23 protein-coding genes are annotated in these 25,167 nt (G+C 74.9%); 21 read left to right on the top strand and 2 right to left on the bottom strand.

Going from position 1 to position 25,167, the window contains the following annotated elements:
• The first annotated feature begins 33 nt into the window (after positions 1–33).
• The 6 genes from PH189_RS00330 to aroB all read left to right on the top strand — a co-directional run bounded on the left by PH189_RS00330 (position 34) and on the right by aroB (position 6,173).
• Positions 34–1,551, top strand: coding sequence for an endolytic transglycosylase MltG (locus PH189_RS00330; RefSeq protein ID WP_274186740.1), 1,518 nt, complete (start codon positions 34–36; stop codon positions 1,549–1,551).
• Between the two features lie 2 nt (positions 1,552–1,553).
• A complete protein-coding gene (locus tag PH189_RS00325) occupies positions 1,554–2,417 on the top strand; it encodes a shikimate dehydrogenase (RefSeq protein WP_274186739.1) in 864 nt (287 codons plus the stop codon).
• 282 nt (positions 2,418–2,699) lie between these two features.
• The gene (locus tag PH189_RS00320; protein WP_274187150.1) at positions 2,700–3,326 is read left to right on the top strand and encodes a prepilin peptidase; all 627 of its coding nucleotides are present in this window, start codon (positions 2,700–2,702) and stop codon (positions 3,324–3,326) included.
• 27 nt (positions 3,327–3,353) lie between these two features.
• Positions 3,354–4,574, top strand: a complete 1,221-nt coding sequence (gene aroC / locus PH189_RS00315; RefSeq protein WP_274186738.1) for a chorismate synthase — start codon at positions 3,354–3,356, stop codon at positions 4,572–4,574.
• Positions 4,571–5,098, top strand: a complete 528-nt coding sequence (locus PH189_RS00310) for a shikimate kinase (RefSeq protein WP_274186737.1) — start codon at positions 4,571–4,573, stop codon at positions 5,096–5,098. The genes aroC and PH189_RS00310 overlap by 4 nt, the downstream gene beginning before the upstream one ends.
• On the top strand, positions 5,088–6,173 hold the full coding sequence (aroB, locus tag PH189_RS00305; protein WP_274186736.1) for a 3-dehydroquinate synthase: 1,086 nt from the start codon (positions 5,088–5,090) through the stop codon (positions 6,171–6,173). The genes PH189_RS00310 and aroB overlap by 11 nt, the downstream gene beginning before the upstream one ends.
• An 87-nt stretch (positions 6,174–6,260) precedes the next feature.
• Here aroB and PH189_RS00300 read toward each other — a convergent pair whose 3' ends face one another.
• A complete protein-coding gene (locus PH189_RS00300) occupies positions 6,261–7,208 on the bottom strand; it encodes a hypothetical protein (protein ID WP_274186735.1) in 948 nt (315 codons plus the stop codon).
• A gap of 51 nt (positions 7,209–7,259) precedes the next feature.
• On the opposite strand from PH189_RS00300, the gene PH189_RS00295 reads away from it, so the two are divergent.
• Genes PH189_RS00295 through nusB form a run of 3 tightly spaced genes read left to right on the top strand, consistent with a single transcriptional unit; the run spans position 7,260 to position 9,509 of the window.
• Complete coding sequence (locus tag PH189_RS00295; RefSeq protein ID WP_274186734.1) at positions 7,260–8,399, top strand: M24 family metallopeptidase; 1,140 nt, start codon at positions 7,260–7,262, stop codon at positions 8,397–8,399.
• 14 nt (positions 8,400–8,413) lie between these two features.
• Positions 8,414–8,977 (top strand): elongation factor P, encoded by a 564-nt coding sequence (efp, locus tag PH189_RS00290; protein WP_274186733.1) that lies wholly within the window; start codon positions 8,414–8,416, stop codon positions 8,975–8,977.
• A gap of 1 nt (position 8,978) precedes the next feature.
• Entirely contained in the window at positions 8,979–9,509 is a 531-nt protein-coding gene (nusB, locus tag PH189_RS00285) for a transcription antitermination factor NusB (RefSeq protein WP_274186732.1), read from the top strand.
• 7 nt (positions 9,510–9,516) lie between these two features.
• Here the strand turns inward: nusB and bldD are convergent, their stop codons facing one another.
• Positions 9,517–10,011 carry a transcriptional regulator BldD gene (bldD, locus tag PH189_RS00280; RefSeq protein WP_274186731.1) on the bottom strand — a complete coding sequence of 165 codons (495 nt, stop codon included), beginning with the start codon at positions 10,009–10,011 and terminating at the stop codon, positions 9,517–9,519.
• Between the two features lie 315 nt (positions 10,012–10,326).
• Here bldD and pyrR point away from each other — a divergent pair, with 315 nt between their 5' ends.
• The 12 genes from pyrR (at position 10,327) to PH189_RS00220 (ending at position 25,114) form a co-directional block, all read left to right on the top strand.
• Positions 10,327–10,911 (top strand): bifunctional pyr operon transcriptional regulator/uracil phosphoribosyltransferase PyrR, encoded by a 585-nt coding sequence (gene pyrR, locus PH189_RS00275; protein ID WP_274186730.1) that lies wholly within the window; start codon positions 10,327–10,329, stop codon positions 10,909–10,911.
• Between the two features lie 35 nt (positions 10,912–10,946).
• Positions 10,947–11,906, top strand: a complete 960-nt coding sequence (locus PH189_RS00270) for an aspartate carbamoyltransferase catalytic subunit (protein WP_274187149.1) — start codon at positions 10,947–10,949, stop codon at positions 11,904–11,906.
• Entirely contained in the window at positions 11,903–13,195 is a 1,293-nt protein-coding gene (locus PH189_RS00265) for a dihydroorotase (protein WP_274186729.1), read from the top strand. Before PH189_RS00270 ends, PH189_RS00265 begins: the two co-directional genes overlap by 4 nt.
• Positions 13,192–14,322, top strand: a complete 1,131-nt coding sequence (gene carA / locus PH189_RS00260) for a glutamine-hydrolyzing carbamoyl-phosphate synthase small subunit (protein ID WP_274186728.1) — start codon at positions 13,192–13,194, stop codon at positions 14,320–14,322. The genes PH189_RS00265 and carA overlap by 4 nt, the downstream gene beginning before the upstream one ends.
• Complete coding sequence (carB, locus tag PH189_RS00255) at positions 14,322–17,705, top strand: carbamoyl-phosphate synthase large subunit (protein WP_274186727.1); 3,384 nt, start codon at positions 14,322–14,324, stop codon at positions 17,703–17,705. Before carA ends, carB begins: the two co-directional genes overlap by 1 nt.
• Positions 17,706–17,716: 11 nt before the next feature.
• Complete coding sequence (gene pyrF, locus PH189_RS00250; RefSeq protein ID WP_274187148.1) at positions 17,717–18,640, top strand: orotidine-5'-phosphate decarboxylase; 924 nt, start codon at positions 17,717–17,719, stop codon at positions 18,638–18,640.
• Positions 18,641–18,840: 200 nt separating this feature from the next.
• On the top strand, positions 18,841–19,158 hold the full coding sequence (gene mihF, locus PH189_RS00245; protein WP_133830239.1) for an integration host factor, actinobacterial type: 318 nt from the start codon (positions 18,841–18,843) through the stop codon (positions 19,156–19,158).
• A 40-nt stretch (positions 19,159–19,198) separates the two neighbouring features.
• A complete protein-coding gene (gmk, locus tag PH189_RS00240; RefSeq protein WP_274187147.1) occupies positions 19,199–19,825 on the top strand; it encodes a guanylate kinase in 627 nt (208 codons plus the stop codon).
• Positions 19,822–20,100, top strand: a complete 279-nt coding sequence (gene rpoZ, locus PH189_RS00235; RefSeq protein WP_274186726.1) for a DNA-directed RNA polymerase subunit omega — start codon at positions 19,822–19,824, stop codon at positions 20,098–20,100. Before gmk ends, rpoZ begins: the two co-directional genes overlap by 4 nt.
• Positions 20,097–21,344 carry a bifunctional phosphopantothenoylcysteine decarboxylase/phosphopantothenate--cysteine ligase CoaBC gene (gene coaBC / locus PH189_RS00230; RefSeq protein WP_274186725.1) on the top strand — a complete coding sequence of 416 codons (1,248 nt, stop codon included), beginning with the start codon at positions 20,097–20,099 and terminating at the stop codon, positions 21,342–21,344. The genes rpoZ and coaBC overlap by 4 nt, the downstream gene beginning before the upstream one ends.
• Positions 21,345–21,477: 133 nt before the next feature.
• Entirely contained in the window at positions 21,478–22,674 is a 1,197-nt protein-coding gene (gene metK, locus PH189_RS00225) for a methionine adenosyltransferase (protein WP_274187146.1), read from the top strand.
• Between the two features lie 352 nt (positions 22,675–23,026).
• A complete protein-coding gene (locus PH189_RS00220) occupies positions 23,027–25,114 on the top strand; it encodes a primosomal protein N' (RefSeq protein WP_274187145.1) in 2,088 nt (695 codons plus the stop codon).
• Positions 25,115–25,167 lie beyond the last annotated feature (53 nt).

Below are 25,167 nucleotides of genomic sequence, written 5' to 3'. Positions count from 1 at the left end.
AACGGGACGCCGTCGGGGCGGCGGATCGTGAGGATGTCGGCGACCCCCCAGCGGCCGGGGGTGCGTGCCGGACGCCCCGTCGCGGGGCGCGGGCCGACGGCAGGACGACCGGTCGTCGCACGGCCCGTCGACCGCGCTGGGGGCCGCCCCGGCGATCACGGGGACGCCGAGACCGAGCGCCACTACGCCTCGGCCTGGCTGCGCCCGGAGCAGATCGCGCGCGACGCCGCCGACGCAGATGCCGAGACCGACGTCGCCGGGACCGCGTTCGCTACGTACGGATCGGACCGTGGGTCGGACCGTCGCGACCCGGAACCCGAGCCGGAGCCGGATCCCGAGGCGGACCCCGGCTGGCTCCTCGGCGACGACCCGCCCGCCCCGGGGGGCGACGCGCTCACCGAGGCCCTGCCCCAGGGGCGCGCGGAGCGGTCCCGCCGGCGCCTCCTGTGGCCGGGGATCGCGGTCCTGCTGGTCGTCGTCCTCGCCGGCGGGGTGTTCTTCGCGCGCGACCTGCTCCCGATCGTCTTCCCGCCCGACTACGACGGCCCCGGCACCGGCCGGGTCGTCGTCGAGGTGGCGGACGGCTCGTCCACCCGCGAGATCGGTGAGCAGCTCGTCGCCGACGACGTCGTGGCCTCGGCCCGCTCGTTCGGCGACGCCGCGGAGGAGAACCCGAACGGCCGGGGCATCCAGCCCGGCTTCTACGAGCTCCGCCGCCAGATGTCCTCGGCCGGTGCGGTCGAGGCCCTGCTCGACCCGGCCAGCAGGGTCGGCCGTCTGGAGATCCGCAGCGGGGTGCAGCTCGACGACACCGTCGGCGCGGGCGACTCCACGGTGCCCGGCGTCCTGTCGCTGATCTCGCGGGCCACGTGCACCGTCGACGACGCCGGTGCCGAGCGCTGCGCCTCCGTGGCGGACCTGCGTGCCGCCATGGCCGACACCGACCCCGCCGAGCTCGGGGTGCCGACCTGGGCGCTCGACGGGGTGCGGCGCGCCGAGCCGGCCCGCCGGCTGGAGGGTCTCCTCGCCCCCGGCACCGTCGACCTCGCGCCGGGCATCGGTGCCCGGGAGGCGCTGGAGCAGGTGGTGCGCGCGTCGGTGCCGCGGCTCGAGTCGTCCGGTCTCGTGGAGGAGGCGCAGGCGCGCGGGGTGCCGCCCTACGACGCGCTGATCGTCGCCTCGCTCGCCGAGCGGGAGGGTGTCGCGGCGGACTTCGGGAAGGTCGCGCAGGTCATCTACAACCGGCTCGCGGTCCCGATGCGCCTCCAGTTCGACTCGACGGTGAACTATCCCCTCGACCGTCAGACGCTCCTGACCAGCCCGTTCGACCGCGCGCGGCCCGGTCCGTACAACACGTACCTCAACCTCGGGTTGACCCCGACCCCCATCGGCGCCGTCAGCCCGGAGGCGCTGCGGGCGGCCCTCGAGCCGACGCCAGGGCCGTGGGTGTACTTCGTGAAGTGCCAGACCGACGGCATCTCCTGCTTCGCCGTCGCCCCCGAGGAGCACGACGCCAACCGCCGCCTCGCCCAAGAGCGCGGGGTCTACTGATCGTGCGCGCCGCACTCCTGGGATCGCCGGTGGCGCACTCCCGCTCCCCGGTCCTGCACCGCGCCGCCTACGCCGCGCTGGGCCTCGACGACTGGACCTACGAGGCCGTCGAGTGCACCGCCGAGGAGCTGCCCCGCTGGGTCGCGGCCCGCGACGCGTCGTGGGCGGGCCTGTCGGTGACGATGCCGGGCAAGCGCGCGGCTCTCGAGCTGGCGTCGAGCGTGACCCCCCGGGCCCGGCGGGTCGGGGCGGCCAACACGCTGGTGCCCCGGGACGGCGGCTGGGCCGCGGACTGCACGGACGTCGACGGCATCGCCGGCGCCCTGCGCGCGGCGCGGGTCCGCGACGCGGGCATCGCCGCGGGCATCACGGACGTGGTCGTCCTCGGCAGCGGGGCCACGGCGTGCGCCGCGATCGCCGGCGTCTTCGAGGTCGGCAGCGAGTCGGTGACGCTGGTGGTGCGCGACGTCGCCCGGGCCGCCGGCACCCTCGCGGTGGCCCGCGCCCACGGCTTCCACCGCCGCCCCGTCACGTGGGACGACCTCGACGTGGGCCATCTGGTCACGGCCACGTCGCTGATCAACACCACTCCGGCCGACGCGATCGGGCCCGGGCTGGCCGAGCGCCTCGTCGCGGCGCTGCCCCCGTGGTCGGTGGTCCTCGACGCGGTCTACCACCCCTGGCCGACACCCCTGGCCGCAGCCGCCGCGGCCCGGGGCCTTCCCGTCGCCACGGGCCTCGACATGCTCCTGCACCAGGCGTTCGGTCAGGTCGAGCAGTTCACGGGCCTGCCTGCGCCGCGCGAGGCGATGCACGAGGCCCTCGCGGCCACCACCGACGTCGCCCTCCTGCCCCTGCCGGGGTGAGCGCGCGCGGGTGCCAGCCTGGGGCCACCCTCACGTCAGACGTCAGGAAATCCCCCCGCTCGGTGCCCCGGGGTCGCGCGGCTGAGGTCGGCGCGTGGTCCGGTGATACCTGACCTCCTCCGCGCGAGATGCTTCGGAAACCGAAGCGTTCCCAACGCTGCCGGCGGGGCTCGACCCTGCTCGCTGCTCCGTGCGCCGTCCCCATCCTCCGGACCTGTCCACAGGTCCCGAGACGGTGCGTGACCGGGGTGGTCGAGCTGCTCCAGGCTCGACGGCGTGGTCATGGGAACGGTCCCCGCAGTGGTCCTCGCGGTGGTCCTCGGCGCCGGGTCGGCGGGCACTCTCGCGGGGGTGGGCGTGCGGGCCCTGCTCGCGCGGGTGCGGCGCGGGGCGCTCGTCCCGGTCCTGCCGTGCGCGGGGACGCTGGCGGCGCTCTGGGCCGCGCCGGCGGGGGGCGTCGCCGCGGGGCTCGTGCCCACGACATGGCTCCCGGCGTGGCTGGTCCTCGGCGTGCTCGTCGTCGCCGGCAGCGCCACCGATCTGGTCGCCCGGCGCCTCCCGGACGCCGTCACGCTGCCGGGCGCGGCGGCCGCCCTCGCCGCCCTGGTCCCGCTCGGCACCGGGCACCTCGTCGCCGGCCTCCTGGGCGCCGTCGTCCTCGGCGGGGCGTTCGCCGCGGTGCACCTCGCGGCCCCGGGCGCGCTGGGAGCGGGGGACGTCAAGCTGGCCCCCGCGCTCGGCGCGCCGCTGGCCGCCGCGTCCTGGGGCGGGCTGGTGGCGGCCCCGGTGCTGGCCGCCGTCGGCGTCCTCGTCCTCGTGCTCGCGGGTGGCGCGCGCCGCGTCCCGTACGGCCCACCGCTGCTCGGGGCGACGTGGTTCACCCTCGCCGCGACCGTGATCGCCCGATGACCGTCGGCGACGTGAAACGATGGGTCCGTGTTGCGGTGGCTGACGGCGGGAGAGTCGCACGGAGCGGCGCTCACGGCCGTGCTCGAGGGCATGGTCGCGGGCGTCTCGGTGAGCTCGAAGGAGGTGTCGGCCGAGCTCGCCCGGCGGCGTCTCGGCTACGGCCGTGGCGCGCGGATGAGCTTCGAGGCCGACGAGATCGAGCTCTCCGGGGGCCTGCGGCACGGCCTGACGATGGGCGGCCCGGTCGCCATCCGCATCGCCAACAGCGAGTGGCCGAAGTGGGAGACGGTGATGTCCGCCGACCCCGTCGACCCGGTGCTGCTGGAGGGACGCGCGCGCAACGCCCCGCTGACGCGTCCGCGCCCCGGCCACGCCGACCTCGCCGGCATGACGAAGTACGACTTCGACGAGGCCCGCCCGGTGCTCGAGCGCGCGAGCGCCCGCGAGACCGCCGCCAAGGTGGCCCTCGGCGCGGTGGCGAAGGCGTTCCTCACGCAGGCCCTGGGCGTCGAGGTGCTCTCGCACGTCGTGAGCCTCGGGACGGCCGACGCGACGCCCGACGTCATCCCGATGCCCGGCGACGGCGAGCGCATCGACGCGAGCCCGGTGCGCGCGGTGGACGAGGCCTCCACCGCGCGGATGGTGGCCGAGGTCGACGCCGCCAAGGAGGACGGCGACACGCTCGGCGGCGTCGTCGAGGTCGTCGCCCACGGGCTGCCCGTGGGCCTCGGGTCCTACGTCCAGGCCGACCGCCGGCTCGACGCCCGCCTCGCCGCAGCCCTCATGGGCATCCAGGCGATGAAGGGCGTGGAGATCGGCGACGGGTTCACCACCGCGCGCCGCCGCGGGTCCGCGGCGCACGACGAGATCCTCCACGGTGCCCACGACACGGGCGTCGCCCGGTTCACCAACCGCGCCGGCGGCATCGAGGGGGGCATGACCAACGGCGAGCCCCTGCGGGCGCGCGTGGCCATGAAGCCGATCTCCACCGTGCCGAAGGCGCTGCGCACCGTCGACGTCGTCACCGGCGAGGGCACCACCGCGCACCACCAGCGCTCCGACGTCTGCGCCGTACCCGCGGCCGGCGTGGTGGCCGAGGCCCTGGTCGCGCTCGTGCTCGCCGAGGCGGCGCTGGAGAAGTTCGGCGGCGACTCGCTGCGCGAGACCGCCCGCAACGCCTCGGCGTACGCCGCGGCGATCGACCCGCGTCGCCATGTCGACACCGGCGACGGCGCGGGCCTGCCGTGAGCCCGGTCGCGGTCCTCGTCGGGCCTCCCGGGGCGGGCAAGACGACCGTCGGGACGCTGCTGGCCGAGCGCCTGGGCGTGCCCTTCGCCGACAGCGACGCGCTGGTCGAGGCGACGGCCGGCCGCGCGATCAGCGACATCTTCCTCACCGACGGCGAGCCGGTGTTCCGCGCGCTCGAGCGCGACGCGGTGGCCGGGGGGCTGGCCGACCACGACGGCGTGCTGGCGCTCGGTGGGGGAGCGGTGATGACCGAGGCGGTCCGCGACCTGCTCGACGGGCACCCCGTGGTGTTCCTCGGCGTCGGGCTGGCCGTCGGCGTCCGCCGCGTCGGCCTGTCGACGGCGCGGCCCCTGCTCGCCGGGGTCAACCCGCGCGCGACGTTCTCCGCGCTGCTGCAGGAACGCCTGCCGGTGTACCGCTCGGTGGCCCGCCACGAGATCGCCACGGACAACGTGAGCCCCGACGGCGTCGTCGACGCCGTCCTGGCGGCCCTGCGCGCGGAGGTCGGCGACGGTGCCCGCTGAGTCGGTCCTCGAGCGCCTGCACGTCGCGAGCGCCTCCCCGTACGACGTGGTCGTCGGCCGCGGGATCACCGGCGCGGTCGCCGAGGCCCTCGCCGGCACCGCGACCGTCGTCGTCTGCCACCAGCCCGCCGTCGCGGGGGTGGCCGGCGCCGTGCGCGACGCCCTGGAGGCCGCGGGCACGCGCACGCACCTGCTCGCCCTGCCCGACAGCGAGGACGGCAAGGACCTCGCCACCGCCGGGGCGTGCTGGGAGGAGCTCGGCCGCCTCGGGGTCACGCGCTCCGACGCCCTCGTGGCGGTCGGCGGCGGTGCGGCGACGGACCTCGCCGGCTTCGTCGCGGCCGCCTGGATGCGCGGCGTGCGGATCGTCCACGTGCCGACGACCCTGCTCGCCATGGTCGACGCCGCGGTCGGCGGCAAGACGGGGATCAACACCGGCGCGGGCAAGAACCTCGTCGGCGCCTTCCACGAGCCCACCGCGGTGATCGCCGACCTCGACACCCTCGCCACCGTCAGCCGTCCCGAGCTCGCGGCGGGCCTCGCCGAGGTGATCAAGACCGGCTTCATCGCCGACCCGCGGATCCTCGAGCTCGTCGAGGCCGACCCCGAGGCGGCGCTCGACCCCACCGGCGACGTGCTCGGCGAGCTCGTCGTCCGCTCGATCCGGGTGAAGGGCGACGTGGTGGCCGCGGACCTGCGCGAGTCCCACCTGCGCGAGATCCTCAACTACGGCCACACCCTCGGCCACGCCGTCGAGCGCCGCGAGCGCTACCGCTGGCGCCACGGTGAGGCGGTGTCGATCGGGCTGGTCTTCGCCGCCGAGCTGGCCCGCCGGGTCGGGCGCCTCGACGACGCGACGGCCGACCGGCACGCCGCCACGCTCGCGTCCGTCGGGCTACCGGTGACCTACCCGGCCGCCGCCTTCGACGAGCTCGCCGACACCATGCGCCTGGACAAGAAGTCCCGCGGCGCCCTGCTGCGCTTCGTCGTGCTCGACGGGCTCGGGCAGCCCGGGCGCCTCGAGGGCCCCGACCCGGCCGACCTCGCGGCGGCCTACGCGGCCCTCGCGACCTGACGCCCCGCGCCCGCCCGAGGAGCGAGGGTCACCCCCGCTGCGTCCTGCGCAGCCGGGGCGTCCCTCGCTGCCGGGAGAGCTGGCCGCTCAGGACTTCGGGCGCCGCAGGCCGAACGTGCGGCGCGAGGGCTGTTCCGGCGCGGGCTCCTGGTCCGGCACGGCCTGCTGGCTGCCGGTGTCGTCGAGCGGGCCGCCCGGCATCGGGAAGGCGGGCAGGACCGCGACGACCGGCGGCTCGAGCGACTCGGGGACATCGGACGTGGGCCGCTCGAGGGCGGGCGTGCTGGCCTCGGCCCCGAACGGCGAGGAGACCGGCTCGGCGGGGCGGGCGGTCGTGCGCACCGTCGACACCCGCCGCTCGCCCGCCAGGCGGGGCGCCTCGGGCATGCGGGCGCGCTCGGCGAGCTCGGGGCCGGTCGCCGCGGGCACGCGCTCGGGCGAGCGACGCCCGGGGGTGCGCACCCCGGGGACGGACGGTCCGGGCGCCGCGCGGGGGGAGGGCGTGACGCCGACGCGGGCCGCCGCGCGCGCCGCGGCCGCCGCGCGGTCGTCGCCGGCGGAGGCGCCGGAGCGCTCGAGACCGGCCTGGCGCGCGACCTCGTCGTCGTCGGCGTCGAGCATCGGGTCGTCGGCACCCTCGCCGTGGCGACGCATCGAGAGCCAGCCGAGGCGCGAGCCGATGAACACCGCGGCGAGGATGAGCAGCGCGGTGAACGAGGCGCGCCCGACGAGCGCGGCCTGGAGGTCGGCGACGCCGGTGTCGTCGACGAAGAGGGCGAGCAGGATCCAGCTCAGCAGCCCCGCCGCGGGCGCGGTGGCGAGCGCCGTGATGAACCACGTCCACTCCGGCGGGCGCCGGTCGAGGACGATCTCGGCCCCCACCCAGCCGATCACCACGGCGACGACGACCAGGAGCAGCAGGACGCTCCAGAGGCTCAACAGGTCGGGGGACCACGACCGCAGGGCGACGAACAACGTCTCGGCGATGCCGTAGACGACGGTCAGGACGAGCGTTCGCGGAACCCAGGGACGCACCCCGACACCGTACGAGACCCCTGTCACCCGTCCTCACCTAGGCTGACGGGCGTGGAGCCCACCCGTCCCGAACGGGCGCCGGGCGGGCACGCCCGGCGCCGCGACGCGCTGCGTGACCTGCTGCGCAGGGCGGATCTCGACGCCCTGCTGGTCACCGATCTGGTCAACGTCCGCTACCTGACCGGCTTCACGGGCTCCAACGCCGCGGTGCTGGTGCACGCTGGCGACGACGCGGACCGGGGCGAGCACCGCACCGTCCTCGCCACCGACGGCCGCTACACCCAGCAGGCCGCGCACGAGACGCCGGACCTGCGCGTCCTCGTCACCCGCGCCTGCGCCGCCGGACTCCTCGGCGCCGACGGGGAGCACGGCGCGGTCGGCTTCGACAGCGCCCACGTCACCGTCGACGGCCACGCCGAGCTGACGGCGGCGCTGACGCACGGCGAGCTGCGGCGCGCCCCGGGTCTGGTCGAGACGCTGCGGGCGGTCAAGGACGCGGGCGAGGTCGACGCGCTGCGCCAGGCCTGCGCCGCCGCGGACGTCGCCCTCGCCGGGATGATCGCCGCCGGCGGCCTGCGGGCCGGGCGCACCGAGCGCGAGGTGGCCCGCGACCTCGAGGAGCGCATGCGCGAGGCGGGCGCCGAGGGGCCGTCGTTCGACACCATCGTCGCCGCGGGCGCCCACGCTGCGATCCCGCACCACCGGCCCACCGACGCGCCGCTGGCCGACGGCGACCTCCTGACCATGGACTTCGGCGCGCTCGTCGAGGGCTACCACTCGGACATGACCCGCACCCTGGTCGTCGGGGTGCCCGGGGCCTGGCAGCGCGACCTGCACGACCTCGTCGCGGAGGCCGCCGCCGCCGGGCGCGCCGCCCTCGCCCCCGGGGTCGCGACCCGCGACGTCGACGCCGCCGCGCGGGACGTCATCACGGCCGCGGGGTTCGGCGAGCAGTTCGTCCACGGCCTCGGGCACGGCGTCGGCCTCGTCATCCACGAGGCTCCGGCGGTGTCGTCGACCGCGACCGCTACCCTGGAGGCAGGGATGACGGTCACCGTCGAGCCGGGGGTCTACCTGGCCGGGCGGGGCGGGGTCCGGATCGAGGACACGCTCGTCGTCACCGACGACGGTGCCGCCGCCCTCACGCAGAGCCCCCGGGACCTCGTTCCCCAGTCCCGAGACGAACCGTAGGAGAGAGCGTCACCGTGGCGACCACGAACGACCTGAAGAACGGCCTCGTGCTGCGGATCGACGGCAACCTCTGGACCGTCACCGAGTTCCAGCACGTCAAGCCCGGCAAGGGCGGTGCCTTCGTCCGCACCACGCTGAAGAACGTCATGACCGGCAAGGTGGTCGACAAGACGTTCAACGCCGGCACCAAGGTCGAGACCGCGAACGTCGACCGCCGCGACATGACCTACCTCTACCGCGACGGCGCCGACTTCATCTTCATGGACGCCGCGGACTACGAGCAGATCCCGATCCCCGAGCAGACGGTCGGCGACCAGGCCCGCTTCCTCCTGGAGAACCAGGAGGTCCAGGTGTCGTTCAACGACGGCGCCCCGCTCTACATCGAGCTCCCGGCCTCGGTCGAGCTCGAGATCACGCAGACCGACCCGGGCCTGCAGGGCGACCGTTCCACGGGCGGCACCAAGCCCGCCACCGTCTCCACCGGTGCGGAGATCCAGGTCCCGCTGTTCCTGGAGACCGGTACGAGGGTCAAGGTGGACACCCGCGACGGGCGCTACCTGGGCCGCGTGAGCAGCTGAGGTGACCGCACCCCAGGCGCGGAAGGGCTCCCGGTCCAAGGCCCGGAAGCGGGCGCTGGACATCCTGTTCGAATCCGAGGCGCGCGGTGAGGACCCGCAGGAGGTGCTCGCCCGCCGCATCGCCGGCGCGGACGCGCCGCCGGTGTCCGACTTCGCACAGTCGCTCGTCGAGGGCGTGATCGCCCACCGCGACGGCATCGACGAGGTCATCGGGTCGTACGCGCGCGGGTGGACGATGGCCCGCATGCCCGCGGTCGACCGCATGATCCTGCGGATCGGTGTCTACGAGATCCTGCACTCGGACGACGTGCCCGACCCGGTCGCGATCGACGAGGCCATCGACCTCGCCCGCGAGCTGTCGACCGACGACTCGCCGCGGTTCGTCAACGGCGTGCTCGCCGGGGTGTCCTCGGGACGTCCCGGGACGGTCCCCCCGCCGAGCCCCGACCGCGTCGAGGTGCCCGCCGGGGTGGAGCTCGCGCCGGCGGGCCCGGACGCCCCGCCCGCCGACGACGAGCCCACCGCCGGATAGGTCGTCGCTACTCGTCCAGGGCGCGCGCGATGCGGGCCTCGGGCGGGAGGACGCCCCAGTCGACGAGCTGGTCGGACAGCTCGCCCGGGCTCATGTCGTAGATGATCGCGAGCGAGCGCAGGTCCTCGTTGCGGATCGAGAGGACCTTGCCGTTGTAGTCGCCGCGCTGGCTCTGGATCGCCGCGGCGTAGCGCGCGAGCGGGCCGGCCTTCTCGGCAGGCAGCTGCTGCAGGCGCTCGAGGTTGATGACGATCTTGGCCGCGGGCTCGGACCCGGAGGGCACGCGACCCTCGGGCAGGAGCTCCGCCACGGGCACGCCGTAGAAGTCGGCGAGCTCGGCGAGCTTCTGGACGGTCACCGCGCGGTCACCGCGCTCGTAGGAACCGACGACGACGGCCTTCCACCGTCCGCCGGACTTCTGCTCGACGCCGTGCAGGGACAGACCCTGCTGCTGGCGGATGCCCCGGAGCTTTGACCCCAGCGCCTTCGCGTAGTCACCCATCTGGCGGACACCCCGTCCTCTCGCGTCGCCCGGCTCGCCCCGCCCGTGCACCCAGCGAAGTCGATACAGAGAGTGATGATGCGCCTCAGGTCGTCACATGGTCAAGCCGGGATCTCACGGATCGTGGCCGGTGTGGCTCGTGGCACTCCGTCCGGACACGGACCACGGGGCGTAGTGCCCGGGCCGGGCCGTCCCGGTCCGGAACATCCCCTGGGCGGCACCGAGGGGCCCCGTCGTCGCTGATAGTGTTGGGAAACGTCCTGATCGACATCCTTTAAGAGCCGTCCCGCGAGGCGGAGAAGGAGGGTCACCCGCGTGCCGTCACGGCGCCGGGGCGAGCCCGGGTCGGATGCAGCGGGTGCCGAGGGTGAGCGCGAGCTCCTCTCGGCGGCAGACCTCGCGCGCACCGTCGCCCGCGTCGCCCACGAGATCATCGAACGCAATGCCCCCGATGGCGCAACCGCCCGGGTCGTCCTGCTCGGTCTGCCGACCCGGGGCACCTTCCTCGCCCGCCGGCTCGCCGAGCGCATCGGTGAGATCACCGGGGCCACCGTGCCGACCGGCACCCTCGATCCCACGCTCTACCGCGACGACCTGCGCCTGCGCCCGACGCGCGCGCTCGCCGAGACGGAGATCCCGGCCGTCGGGATCGACGACGCCGTGGTGGTGCTGGTCGACGACGTCCTGTTCTCAGGGCGCACCGTGCGCGCCGCCCTCGACGCCCTGCGCGACCACGGCCGCCCGCGTGCGGTCCAGCTCGCCGTGCTCGTCGACCGGGGCCACCGCGAGCTGCCGATCCGCGCGGACTACGTCGGCAAGAACGTCCCGACCAACCGCACCGAGGACGTCGCGGTGCGCCTGGTCGAGGTCGACGGCGAGGACGGGGTGAGCCTGCGATGACCGGTACGGACACGTCGACCGGGACGGGCATCGGACTGCGCCACCTGCTCTCCACCGACGGCCTGCGCCGCGAGCAGGCCGTGGCCCTGCTGGACACCGCGGCGAACATGGAGCAGGCGCTCACCGGCCGCACGGTGCGCAAGCTGCCCACGCTGCGCGGGCGCACCGTCGTCACGCTGTTCTACGAGAACTCCACCCGCACGCGCGTGTCCTTCGAGGTCGCGGGCAAGTGGATGAGCGCCGACACCATCAACGTCTCGGCCAGCGCGTCCTCGGTGAGCAAGGGCGAGTCCCTGCGCGACACGGCCTCCACGCTGGCCGCCGCGGGCACCGACTGCCTCGTCGTGCGGCACCCCGCCTCCGGCGCCCCGCACCGCATCGCGGCCTGGCTGGACCACGTCGCGCACTCGCACCTGGGTGCGGAGGGTCACGTCGCGGTGGTCAACGCCGGCGACGGGACCCACGAGCACCCGACCCAGGCCCTGCTCGACGCGGCGACCCTGCGTGCGCGCCTCGGCCGGGTGGAGGGGGCGCACGTCGCCGTCGTCGGGGACATCCTCCACAGCCGGGTGGCGCGCTCCAACGCGCATCTGCTGGCCACGCTCGGTGCGCGCGTGACGCTGGTGGCGCCGCCGACCCTGCTCCCGGTGGGTGTCGCCGGCTGGCCGGTGGAGATCAGCCACGACCTCGACGCCGTCCTCACGAGTGGCCCCGACGCGGTGATGATGCTGCGGGTGCAGGCCGAGCGGATGCACGGCGGGTTCTTCCCGTCGGCCCGCGAGTACGCGATCCGTTTCGGGCTCTCCGAGGCCCGTGCCGACCGGCTGCCCGACCACGCCGTCGTCCTGCACCCCGGGCCCGCGGTGCGCGGCATGGAGATCGCGAGCGCCGTGGCCGACTCGAGCCGCGCCGCGATCTCCGACCAGGTCACCGCCGGGGTGCACGTGCGGATGGCCGTCCTGTACCACCTGCTCGCCGGGGAGGACGTGGCGTGAGCACGATCAAGCTGAGGAACGTCCGCCCCTACGGCGAGGACCCCACCGACCTGTACGTCCGCGACGGGGTGCTCGTCGAGGCCGTCGATGACCCCGACGAGACCGTCGACGCCGACGGCCTCATCGCCCTGCCCGGGCTGGTCGACCTGCACACCCACCTGCGCGAGCCCGGCGGCGAGGAGGCCGAGACCGTCGACACCGGCTCGGCCGCCGCGGCGCTCGGGGGCTACACGGCCGTCTTCGCGATGCCGAACACCGATCCGGTGGCCGACTCTCCGGTGGTCGTCGAGCACGTCTGGCGCCGCGGCCGCGAGGTCGGGCTCGTCGACGTGCACCCCGTCGGCGCGGTCACCGTCGGCCTCGAGGGCGCGAAGCTCGCCGAGATGGGGATGATGGCCGCGTCCCCGGCGCGGGTCCGGATGTTCTCCGACGACGGCCGCTGCGTGAACGACCCGCTGATCATGCGCCGGGCCCTCGAGTACGCGCGGGCCCTGGGCTCCGTGGTCGCCCAGCACGCCGAGGACCACCGCCTGACGATCGGCGCGCAGGCCCACGAGGGTCCGGTGGCGGCGCGGCTCGGGCTCACCGGCTGGGACCCCACGGCCGAGGAGTCGATCATCGCGCGCGACGTGATGCTCGCCTCGGCGGCCGGGGCGCGCCTCCACGTCTGCCACCTCTCGACCGCCCGCTCGGCGGCGATCCTGCGGTGGGCGCGGGAGTCGATGGACGCCGGTAACGGATTCACCGTCTCGGCCGAGGTCACCCCCCACCACCTGCTGCTCACCGACGCGGCGGCCGAGGACTACGACCCGGTGCACAAGGTCAACCCGCCGCTGCGCCCGGTGGCCGACACCGAGGCCCTGCGCCGCGCGCTGGCCGACGGCACCGTCGACTGCGTGGCCACCGACCACGCCCCGCACGCCGTGGAGGCCAAGGACTGCGAGTGGCCCGCCGCCCGGCCCGGCATGCTGGGACTGCAGACCGCGCTGCCGGTGGTGGTCGCGACCATGGTCACCACGGGTCTGCTCGACTGGCGCGGCGTGGCACGGGTGTGCAGCGAGGCCCCCGCGCGGATCGCCGGCCTGCCCGACCAGGGACGGCCGCTGGCGGCGGGGGAGCCCGCGAACCTGACGCTCGTCGACCCCGACGCCGCCTGGACGGTGCGGGGCGCGGCGCTGGCCAGCCGCGCGACGAACACCCCGTACGAGGGGATGGAGATGCCGGTCTCGGTGGTGCACACCATGCTGCGGGGCCGGTGGACGGTGCAGGACGGAAAGGTGCAGGAATGAGTCAGGCCGGCACGAGCCGGGAGGACGCGGTGCTCGTCCTCGAGGACGGCAGCATGCACCGCGGTGAGGCCTTCGGCGCCCGCGGTCGCACGCTGGGCGAGGCGGTGTTCGCCACCGGGATGACCGGCTACCAGGAGACGCTCACCGATCCGAGCTACCACCGCCAGATCGTGGTGGCCACGGCCCCGCACATCGGCAACACCGGGTGGAACGACGACGACGACGAGTCGGCGCACATCCAGGTCGCGGGCTACGTCGTCCGCGACCCGGCCCGCCGCCCGTCCAACTGGCGCTCGACGGCCGACCTCGGCGAGGAGCTCGCCCGCCAGGGCGTCGTCGGGCTCGCGGGCGTCGACACCCGCGCGATCACCCGCCGCCTGCGCGAGGCGGGCTCGATGCGCGCCGGCCTGTTCTCCGGCGACGCGCTGGCCGACCCCACCTCGATGCGCGCCGCGGTGCTGGACAGCCCCGAGATGACCGGCGCCGACCTCGCCGGCGCGGTGAGCACCAGGGAGCCCTACACGGTCGCGGCCACCGGCCCGACGCGTGCGCGGGTCGCGGCCCTCGACCTGGGGATCAAGGCCAACACCCCGCGGATGCTCGCCGAGCGCGGGATCGAGACGCGGGTGCTGCCGTCGTCGGCGTCGATCGACGAACTCCTGGACGGTGCCCCCGACGGCGTCTTCCTCTCCAACGGCCCGGGCGACCCGGCCGCCGCCGCGCACGCCGTCGCCCTCACCGAGGAGGTGCTGCGCCGCGAGGTGCCGCTCTTCGGCATCTGCTTCGGCAACCAGATCCTCGCCCGCGCCCTGGGCCTCGGGACGTACAAGATGCGCTACGGCCACCGCGGGATCAACGTCCCCGTCGTCGACCACACGGACGGCACGGTGGCGATCACCAGCCAGAACCACGGTTTCGCCGTCGCCGGCACGCCCGGCGAGCGCGTCGACTCGCCGTTCGGGCGGGTGCACCTCAGCCACTCGTGCCCCAACGACGGCACCGTCGAAGGCCTGACCTGCGAGGGCGTCCCCGCTTTCAGCGTCCAGTACCACCCGGAGGCCGCGGCGGGTCCGCACGATGCGGCCGACCTCTTCGACCGTTTCGCGGACATGATGGGAAACCGCTGATGCCGCGCCGCGAGGACATCCACCACGTCCTGGTCATCGGCTCCGGGCCGATCGTCATCGGCCAGGCCGCGGAGTTCGACTACTCCGGCACCCAGGCCTGCCGGGTGCTGCGCGAGGAGGGCCTGCGGGTCAGCCTCGTCAACTCGAACCCGGCGACGATCATGACCGACCCGGAGATCGCCGACGCCACCTACGTCGAGCCCATCACCGTCGAGTACCTCACCAAGGTCATCGAGGTGGAGCGGCCCGACGCGCTGCTGGCGACCCTGGGCGGCCAGACCGCGCTCAACGCCGCGATCGCCCTGCACGACGCCGGGGTGCTCGAGCGCTACGGCGTGGAGCTGATCGGCGCCGACATCGACGCGATCCAGCGCGGCGAGGACCGGCTGAAGTTCAAGGACATCGTCCGGTCGCTCGGCGGTGACGTCCCCCGCAGCGAGGTCTGCCACTCGATGGCCGAGGTGCGGGCCACCGTCGCCGAGGTCGGCCTCCCGGTGGTCATCCGGCCGAGCTTCACGATGGGCGGACTCGGCTCCGGTCTCGCGTACACCCACGACGAGCTCGAGCGCCTCGCCGGCACGGGTCTGTCGGCGAGCCCGGTGCACGAGGTGCTCATCGAGGAGTCGGTGCTCGGGTGGAAGGAGTACGAGCTCGAGCTGATGCGCGACCGGTCCGACAACGTCGTCGTCGTGTGCTCCATCGAGAACGTCGACCCGATGGGCGTGCACACCGGCGACTCGGTGACCGTCGCGCCCGCGATGACGCTGACCGACCGCGAGTACCAGGTCATGCGCGACACCGGCATCGCCGTGCTCCGCGCGGTCGGCGTCGAGACCGGCGGCTGCAACATCCAGTTCGCGGTGCACCCGACCACGGGGCGCCTGGTCGTCATCGAGATGAACCCGCGCGTCTCGCGCTCGAGCGCGCTGGCCTCGAAGGCCACCGGCTTCCCGATCGCCAAGATCGCCGCCCGCCTCGCCGTCGGCTACACCCTCGACGAGATCACCAACGACATCACGGGCGAGACGCCGGCGAGTTTCGAGCCGACGCTGGACTACGTCGTGGTCAAGGTGCCGCGGTTCGCGTTCGAGAAGTTCCCGGGCGCCGACCCGACGCTGACCACGACGATGAAGTCGGTCGGCGAGGCGATGGCGCTGGGCCGCAGCTTCCCGGAGGCCCTCAACAAGGCCCTGCGGTCGGCGGAGACCACGGCCGGCGGGTTCTGGACCCTCCCGGACCCCGACGAGGACGTGAAGGAAGCCCTGCACCAGGCCTCCCTGCCGCGCGACGGGCGGCTCTACGCCGTCGAGCGTGCGCTGCGGCTCGGGGCGAGCGTCGAGGAGGTCACCGAGGCGTCGGGCATCGACGGGTGGTTCGTCGAGCAGATCGAGGGCCTCGTCGGGCTGCGCGACGAGATCGCCGACGCACCGGTGCTCGACGAGGCGCTGCTGCGCCGTGCCAAGCGCGCCGGGCTCTCGGACGCCCAGGTCGCGGCCGTGCGCCCGGAACTCGCGGGGGAGACGGGCGTGCGCGCCCTGCGCCACCGCCTCGGCGTGCGCCCGGTCTACAAGACCGTCGACACCTGCGCCGCGGAGTTCGAGGCCCGCACCCCGTACCACTACTCCGCGTACGAGTCCGATCCCGCGGCCGAGACCGAGGTCGTGGCGCAGACCGAGCGGCCCAAGGTCATCATCCTGGGCTCGGGGCCGAACCGGATCGGCCAGGGCATCGAGTTCGACTACTCGTGCGTGCACGCGGCGTTCGCCCTGCGCGCCGCCGGGTTCGAGACCGTGATGCTCAACTGCAACCCCGAGACCGTCTCGACCGACTACGACACCTCCGACCGCCTGTACTTCGAGCCCCTCACCGAGGAGGACGTGCTCGAGGTGGTGCATGCGGAGCAGGTCAGCGGGCTCGGGGGGGCGGGCCTCGTGGGGGTCGTCGTCCAGCTCGGCGGGCAGACGCCGCTGAAGCTCGCGGCGGGCCTCGAGGCCGCCGGGGTGCCGGTCGTCGGCACGCCGCCCGCGGCCATCGACCTCGCCGAGTCCCGCGGTGCGTTCGGGCGTGTGCTCGACGACGCGGGGCTGCCCGCCCCGCCGTACGGCATGGCCACCAGCTTCGACGGCGCCCGCGAGATCGCCGCGTCGATCGGCTACCCCGTGCTCGTGCGCCCGTCGTACGTGCTCGGCGGGCGGGGCATGGAGATCGTCTACGACGACGCCACGCTGGCCGACTACATCGCCCGCGCCACCGAGGTCACCCCGGACCACCCGGTGCTGGTCGACCGCTTCCTCGACGACGCCATCGAGATCGACGTCGATGCCCTCTGCGACGCCGACGGCGAGGTCTACCTCGGCGGGGTCATGGAGCACATCGAGGAGGCCGGGGTGCACTCCGGCGACTCGTCGTGCGCGCTGCCGCCGATCACGCTCGGGGGCGCCGAGCTCGCGACCGTGCGGGAGTCGACCGTCGCCCTGGCCCGCCGGCTGGGGGTGCGCGGGCTGATGAACGTGCAGTACGCGCTCAAGGACGACGTGCTCTTCGTGCTCGAGGCGAACCCCCGCGCCTCGCGGACGGTCCCGTTCGTCTCCAAGGCCACGGGCGTGGCCCTCGCCGGGGCCGCCTCGCGGATCATGCTCGGCGCCACGATCGCCGGCCTGCGCGAGGAAGGCCAACTGCCCGCGGTCGGCGACGGCACCGACCTGCCCCGCGAGCACCCCGTGGCCGTGAAGGAGGCGGTGCTGCCCTTCCACCGGTTCCGCCGCCCCGACGGCCGTGGCGTCGACTCCCTGCTCGGCCCGGAGATGAAGTCCACCGGCGAGGTCATGGGTATCGACCGCGCGTTCTCCATCGCGTTCGCCAAGGCGCAGGCCGCGGCCGCCGGGCCGCTGCCGGTGTCGGGCCACGTGTTCGTCTCGGTCGCGAACCGTGACAAGCGCTCGCTGATCTTCCCGGTGAAGCGGCTCGCCGACCTCGGCTTCGCGATCCTCGCGACGGCCGGGACGGCGAGCGTCCTGGAGCGCAACGGCATCCCGTGCGAGGTCGTGCGCAAGCACTTCGAGGGCGGCGACGGCCTGCCGACGATCGTCGACCGGATCGTCGCCGGGGAGGTGGACCTGGTGGTCAACACCCCGGTCGGTCACTCCGGGCCCCGTATCGACGGCTACGAGATCCGCGCCGCCTGCCTGGACGTCGGCGTCCCGTGCGTCACCACCGTCCAGGGGGCCGCGGCTGCCGTGCAGGCCGTCGAGGCGGCGATCCGCGGCGAGGTCGGGGTGACGTCGCTGCAGGTTCTGCACGCCCGCCTCGCCGAGGCGCGCGCCCGGGACGCGGCGACCCTCACGGTCGAGGTGCCCCAGCCCGCGGGGGTGGCCGGCTCGTGAGCCCCAGCCCCATGAGCCAGGGCCCGGTCGGCAGAGCCCCGTTCCGTCACCGGCTGCGCGAGGCGGTCGCGGCCCACGGCCCGCTCTGCGTCGGCATCGACCCGCACCCCGGCCTGCTGACGGCCTGGGGCCTGGACGCCGACGCCGCCGGGGTGGAGCGCTTCTCCCGGGGCGTGGTCGAGGCGCTCGCCGGGCACGTGGCGCTGCTCAAGCCCCAGGTGGCGCTCTACGAGGTGTACGGCGCCGCCGGGCTCGCGGCCCTCGAGCGCACGCTGGCCGACGCCCGCGAGGCCGGCGTGCTCACGGTGGCGGACGCCAAGCGCGGCGACATCGGCTCGACGATGGCCGGCTACGCCCGGGCCTGGCTGGCCGACGACGCTCCGCTCGCCGCCGACGCCCTGACGCTCTCGCCCTACCTCGGCGTCGGCTCCCTCGCCCCGGCCCTGGACCTCGCGGTCGCCACCGGGCGCGGCGTGTTCGTGCTCGCGCGGACGTCCAACCCCGAGGCCGCGGGCGTGCAGGCGGCGCAGGCGCGGGTCGCGGGGTCGTGTGGGTCGGACACCCCGGGTGGTGGGCGCCGTATGCGCGAGGTCGCCCAGTCGGTGATCGACGCCCTCGCGGAGCACAACGCGGCGCACCGCGACGGCCCCGGGGACGGGTCTGCCGGCGCGGTCGTCGGGCTGACCCGGGGCACCACCGGCCGCGACCACGGTCTCGACCTCTCCGCCCTCGACGGCCCCGTCCTCGTCCCGGGGCTGGGCGCGCAGGGTGGGACGCCCGCCGACGTGGCGGCCGCGTTCGGCGCGACCGACGCGCTCGGCGGCGGCACCGGACCGGTCGTGCCCGTCAGCGCCCGGGAGGTCCTCACCGCCGGCCCCGACCTCGGAGCGCTGAGAGCTGCGGTCGGAGCGCTGAACGGGTCGCTGACGGGGTAGCCCGGCCGTGTGACGCCGCTGATCGGACGATCACGAGCCGGTGGGCGCCACAGCCGTCCGACCTGCGGACACTCCCGCCCCACGGACTGTCGGAGCGGGCCGCGGGGGGTACGTTCGCCATCACTGGGCAAGCCAATACGCCACCACGGGAGCCGGTCACACCCGACCGGAGCCCGTCGTCACGACCTTCGGAGGAGAACGTGGCATTACCCGAGCTGACCGAGGAGCAGCGGGCCGCGGCGCTCGAGAAGGCCGCCGCCGCTCGCCGTGCCCGGGCCGAGCTCAAAGAGCGCCTCAAGCGTGGAGGCACCAGCCTCTCCGAGGTGCTCGAGCAGGCCGACTCGGACGAGGTGCTCGGCAAGATGAAGGTCTCGGCGTTGCTCGAGGCCATGCCGGGCGTGGGCAAGGTGCGCGCCCAGCAGATCATGGAGCGCCTGGAGATCGCACCCAGCCGTCGCCTGCGCGGTCTGGGGGAGCGGCAGCGCAAGGCCCTGCTCGACGAGTTCTCCGGCGAGTGAGCCGGTGACCGCACCCCCGACGCACGGGCCCGGTCGGCTGATGGTGCTGGCCGGGCCGTCGGGGGTCGGCAAGAGCACGGTCGTCGCGGAACTGCGACGGATCGCCGCGCCGCTGTGGTTCAGCGTCTCGGCGACCACCCGAGCCGCGCGCCCCGGCGAGGTCGACGGTCGTGACTACCACTTCGTCACGGCCGAGGAGTTCGACCGCATGATCGCCGAGGGCGAGCTGCTCGAGTGGGCGGAGATCCACCGCGGCATGCACCGTTCGGGCACGCCACGGGCTCCGGTGGACCAGCACCTCGCGCGGGGCGAACCCGTCCTGCTCGAGCTGGACCTCGCCGGGGCCCGGGCCGTGCGTGAGCAGCGCCCGGACGCGTTGTTCGTGTTCCTCGAGCCTCCCTCGTGGGAGGTGCTGGTCGGCCGGCTGATCGGTCGCGGCACCGAGGCCACGGAGGTCGTCGACCGCCGTCTGGCGACCGCGCGCGAGGAACTGGCCGCGGCCAGCGAGTTCGACGTCACCGTCGTCAACCACGACGTCGGGGAGACCGCGCACCGGTTGGTAGAGTTGAGCGCCGGTCCTCCCGTCAGCCGTGCAGGTCGGGGGACCGCACCGACCCGCCGGACCGGTCTTGAGTCCGGCGCCACCCCCGCAGGAGCGAGCGAGTGAGCATTCCCATCGGACGATCCGGCATCATCGAGGGGCCGGAGGGCATCACCAACCCTCCGATCGATGAGCTGCTGGAGACGGTGAGCTCGAAGTACGCGCTGGTCATCTACGCGGCCAAGCGCGCCCGCCAGATCAACGACTACTACGCCCAGCTGGGCGAGGGCCTCCTCGAGTACGTGGGCCCGCTCGTCGAGCCCGGCCCGCGCGAGAAGCCGCTGTCGGTGGCCATGCGCGAGATCCACGCCGGCCTGCTCGAGCACACCGAGGGCGAGTGACCGAGGAGTCCACCCGACCCCGGGAGATCGTTCTCGGGGTCTCGGGCGGCATCGCCGCCTACAAGGCCTGCGAGGTGCTCCGGCGCCTGCGCGAGGCCGGCCACCACGTCCAGGTGGTGGCCACCCGGGCGGCCCTGGAGTTCATCGGGGCCGCCACGTTCGAGGCGCTCTCCGGGCGCCCCGTGCTCACCGGGGTGTTCGAGAACGTCGCCGAGGTGGAGCACGTCGCCCTCGGGCGGCGTGCCGACCTCGTCGTGCTCGCGCCCGCCACCGCGGACCTGCTGTCCCGGATGACGCACGGGCGCGCCGACGACCTGCTGACCTCGACGCTGCTCACCGCGCGATGTCCGGTGCTGGCCGTCCCCGCGATGCACACCGAGATGTGGGAGCACCCGGCGACCGTCGACAACGTCGCCACCCTGCGCCGCCGCGGCACCGTCGTCCTCGAGCCCGCCTCCGGCCGGCTCACCGGCGCCGACTCCGGCCCGGGGCGTCTGCCCGAGCCCGCCGAGATCGCCGAGTTCGCCCGCCTCCTGCTCGAGTGGGGTCTGACGGACGACCAGCCGTTCCCGCTGCCGCGGGACCTCGAGGGCCGCCGCGTGGTCGTCTCGGCCGGCGGCACCGCCGAGCCGCTCGACCCCGTGCGCACCCTGGGCAACCGCTCGTCGGGCCGTCAGGGGTACGCGCTGGCCCGGGTCGCGGCCCAGCGCGGCGCCGATGTGACGCTCGTCGCCGGCACGATCGCGGACCTCGATCCGCCCGCCGCGGTCGACGTCCGCCGGGTGCAGACCACCCGCGAGATGCGCGAGGCCGTGCTCGACGCCGCGAAGGCCGCCGACGTCGTGGTGATGGCCGCCGCCGTGGCCGATTTCCGGCCCACCGACCTCGCCACCGCGAAGATCAAGAAAGGGGACGGCGAGCCGACGTCGGTCCCCCTCACGCGCAACCCCGACATCCTCCGCGACCTCGTCGCGCAGGACGTCCCCGGACGCCTCGTCGTGGGCTTCGCCGCGGAGACCGGTGACGAGCACAGCAGCGTGCTCGACCTGGGACGGGCCAAGCTCGAGCGCAAGGGCTGCGACCTGCTCGTGGTCAACGCCGTGGGCGCCGGACGGGCGTTCGAGATGGAGGACAACGAGGGCTGGCTCCTGGGTGCCGACGGCACCTCGGAGCCCCTGCCCATGGGGTCGAAGGCGGCCCTCTCGGCGCGGGTGTGGGACGCCGTGGCGCAGCGACTGCGCTGATCGGGCCAATCTCACGAGCTGTCCATGAACACAACCGTTCTGTGACAGGCGTGGCATTCAGGCAGGTCAGCGACGCCGCGTCACGGCGGGATGCCGTTAGTGTGGACGGGTCCCATTGTCGAGGCAGGGAGAAATTGTGCCCGCTAGGCGTCTGTTCACCAGCGAATCCGTCACCGAAGGCCACCCGGACAAGATCTGTGACGCCGTCAGCGACGGCATCCTGGACGCTCTGCTGGCGCAGGACCCGAAGAGCCGCGTCGCGGTCGAGACGATGGTCACCACGGGCCAGGTGCACGTCGCCGGCGAGGTGACCACCAACGCCCAGGTCAACTACGTGGACGTCGTCCGCAAGACCATCCTCGACATCGGCTACGACTCGTCGGCCAAGGGCTTCGACGGCGAGAGCTGCGGTGTGTCGATCTCCATCGGCGCCCAGTCGAAGGACATCGCGCAGGGTGTCGACGAGGGCTACGAGACCCGCGTCGAGGGCTCCGAGGACGAGATCGCGCGACAGGGCGCGGGCGACCAGGGCCTGATGTTCGGTTACGCCGACGCCGACACCCCCGAGCTCATGCCGCTGCCCATCGGGCTGGCGCACCGCCTGGCGCGCAAGCTCACCGCGGTCCGCCGCGACGGCACGCTGCCCTACCTGCGCCCGGACGGTAAGACCCAGGTCACCATCGCCTACGACGACGACAAGCCCGTCGGCGTGGAGACCGTGGTCCTGTCGACGCAGCACGCGGCCGACATCGACCTGGACAACCTGCTGACCCCGGACATCAAGTCCAAGGTCATCAACCCGGTGCTCGAGGGGATCGACCTCGACTCGTCGAACACCCGCGTCCTGGTCAACCCGACCGGCCGCTTCGTCACCGGCGGCCCGATGGGCGACGCCGGCCTGACCGGCCGCAAGATCATCGTCGACACCTACGGCGGCTACGCCCGCCACGGCGGCGGTGCCTTCTCGGGCAAGGACCCGTCGAAGGTCGACCGCTCCGCGGCGTACGCCATGCGCTGGGTGGCCAAGAACATCGTGGCCGCCGGCCTGGCCAAGCGCGTCGAGGTCCAGATCGCCTACGCGATCGGCAAGGCCGAGCCCGTGGGCGTGTTCGTCGAGACCTTCGGGACGGCCCAGGTCGACCCGGCCAAGATCGAGAAGGCCATCCACGAGGTCTTCGACCTGCGCCCCGGCGCGATCGTGCGCGACCTTCAGCTGCTGCGCCCGATCTACCAGCCGACCGCGGCGTACGGCCACTTCGGCCGCGACGACCTCGACCTCCCCTGGGAGCGCACCGACCGCGCCGACGCCCTGAAGTCGATCGCGACCTAGAACTGCACCTCCCGGTGCAAGCCCTGCGTCCTCGCTTGCACTGACCGCGAGTATTTCCGCATCCTCGCGAGCCGGACGCACGACGGCCCGGCACCTCGCACCTCGAGGTGCCGGGACGTCGTGCGTCGGGGGGCGGCGCCGGGTTCCGGTTCCGGCCGAAGGTGCCCTTCGCGCCGCAAGAGCGGCGAGCGGCTCCCTTCGCCGAACCGACGCGCGATCACCGATTCCGCGCGAAGGTGCCCTTCACGTGGCTAGAGCGGCGAGCGGCTCCCTTCGCCGGAACCGAGGCGCGCTCCGGCTGCTCCGGCGTCCGGGCGCGTCGCACCGCTCTGGTAGACGTGAGGTCGTGACGGTGGGTGAGGCGGGCGACGCGCTGTTCGCCGCGCCCGAGCGCCCGCCCGCGCCGGAACCCGAGCCCGCGCCGGCGGAGAAGAAGCCTCGCAAGCCCCTGCGCAACGAGCGCCTGCCCGCCACCGAGCGCCCGGTGGCGCAGGTGGCCGTCGACGTGAACCTCGCGCACCTCGACCGGCCGTTCGACTACCAGGTGCCCGAGCAGCTCGCCGACCAGGCGGTCCCCGGCGCGCGGGTGCGGGTGCGGTTCGCCGGCCGGCTGGTCGACGGCTTCGTGCTCGCGCGGGAGGACACCAGCGAGCACACCGGCCGCCTGGGCTGGCTGGAGAAGGTCGTCTCCCCGGAACCGGTCCTCGGCCCCGAGCTCGCCGGGCTCTGCCGGGCCGTCGCCGACCGCTACGCCGGGACGCTCGCCGACGTCCTGCGCCTCGCGGTGCCGCCCCGTCACGCGCGGGTCGAGGCGGAGACGCCGGCCGAGCGGCCGGCCCCGGAGGCACCGGAGCAGCACGGCTGGGGCGCCTACCCCCGGGGGCCGGCGCTCCTCGAGGCCCTCGCGGCGCACCGGCCCGCGCACGCCGTGTGGCAGGCCCTGCCGGGCGAGGAGTGGCCCGCCCGGCTCGCCGAGGCCGCCGCCACCACGGCCGCGGCCGGGCGGGGCGCGGTGCTCGTGGTGCCCGACCGCCGCGACCTCGACCGCGTCCAGGCCGCCTGCGAGGCCGTGGCGGGCGCGGACGCCGTCGTCGCCCTCGCCGCCGACCTCGGGCCCGCCGAGCGCTACCGGCGCTGGCTGGCCGTGGCGCGCGGGCAGGTGCGCATCGTCGTCGGTACCCGCGCCGCCGCGTTCGCGCCGGTGGTCGACCCGGGCCTGATCGCGGTGTGGGACGACGGCGACGACACGCTCGCCGAGCCCCGCGCGCCCTACCCCCACGCCCGCGACGTGGCCATGACCCGCGCGCACCGCGACGGCGCCGCGCTGCTCGTGGCGGGCTTCGCGCGCACCGCCGAGGCCGCCCTGCTCGTCGCGAGCGGCTGGGCCCACGACGTCGTCGCCGACCGCGCAGGAGTCCGCGCCCGCGGGCCCCGGGTCACCTCGATCGGCGAGGACGACCGCCAGCTGTTGCGCGATCCCGCGTCGCGGGCGGCCCGCATGCCGGGCGTGGCGTTCGAAGCGGCCCGGGCGGCCCTCGCTGCCGGCGCGCCGGTGCTCGTCCAGGTCCCGCGCCGCGGCTACCTGCCCGCCGTGGCCTGCGCCCGCTGCCGCGAGCCCGCGCGCTGCCGCCGCTGCGCGGGTCCGATGGCGCTGCCGGCGGGTGCCGACGGGGTGCCGACGTGCCGCTGGTGCGGGACCCCCGACGCCGCCTACCGCTGCGGCGCCTGCGGCTCGCCCCAGCTGCGCGCCCTGGCCGTCGGCTCGGCCCGCACCGCCGAGGAACTGGGCCGCGCCTTCCCGCAGACCGTGGTGCGCAGCTCCGGCGGCGGGGCGCCGGTGCTCGACACCGTGCCCGGCGGGCCCGCCCTGGTCGTCGCGACGCCGGGCGCCGAGCCGATCGCCGACGGCGGCTACGGCGCGGCGCTGCTGCTCGACGGCGCCGTGCTGCTCGCCCGGCCCGAGCTGCGGGCGGGGGAGGAGACGCTGCGACGCTGGTTCGGCGCGGCTGCCCTCGTGCGGCCGGCGTCCGAGGGCGGGCGCGTGGTCGTGATCGCCGAGTCCTCGACGGCCGCGGTCCAGGCGCTCGTGCGCTGGGACCCGGTCGGGCACGCCGCCACCGAGCTCGCCTCGCGCACCGAGCTGTCGCTGCCGCCGGCGATGCGCCTGGCGGCGGTCGACGGCCCGCCCCCCGCGGTGGCCGACCTGCTCGCGGCCCTGCCCGACGACGTCGAGGTGCTGGGCCCCGTCGAGCTCCCGCCGGGCACGAAGCTCCCGGGCGCCGAGGAGCGCACCGAGGGCGCCGAGCGCTGCCTCGTCCGCGTCCCCCGCACCGAGGGCCGCACGCTGGCCCGCGAGCTGCACGCCGCCCAGGCCGTGCGCTCGGCGCGCAAGGAGCGCGAGCCGGTCCGCGTGCTGCTCGACCCGCTCGACCCCTTGTAGTCCCGAGCCCCTTGTCGATCCGGCTGCCGCCTGCCAGTATTCAACCAACAGGT

Source organism: Actinomycetospora chibensis, from assembly GCF_028737215.1.
GTDB lineage: Bacteria > Actinomycetota > Actinomycetes > Mycobacteriales > Pseudonocardiaceae > Actinomycetospora > Actinomycetospora chibensis.
This window is presented reverse-complemented; position numbering and strand designations above follow the sequence as displayed.

Coding starts and splice junctions, on each gene's coding strand:
- PH189_RS00330 (WP_274186740.1), top strand. CDS start 34: ATGTCGGCGACCCCCCAGCGGCCGGGGGTGCGTGCCGGACGCCCCGTC.
- carA (WP_274186728.1), top strand. CDS start 13,192: ATGAGTCAGGCCGGCACGAGCCGGGAGGACGCGGTGCTCGTCCTCGAG.
- bldD (WP_274186731.1), bottom strand. CDS start 10,011: ATGGGTGACTACGCGAAGGCGCTGGGGTCAAAGCTCCGGGGCATCCGC.
- gmk (WP_274187147.1), top strand. CDS start 19,199: ATGGTGCTGGCCGGGCCGTCGGGGGTCGGCAAGAGCACGGTCGTCGCG.
- pyrF (WP_274187148.1), top strand. CDS start 17,717: ATGAGCCAGGGCCCGGTCGGCAGAGCCCCGTTCCGTCACCGGCTGCGC.
- PH189_RS00320 (WP_274187150.1), top strand. CDS start 2,700: ATGGGAACGGTCCCCGCAGTGGTCCTCGCGGTGGTCCTCGGCGCCGGG.
- carB (WP_274186727.1), top strand. CDS start 14,322: ATGCCGCGCCGCGAGGACATCCACCACGTCCTGGTCATCGGCTCCGGG.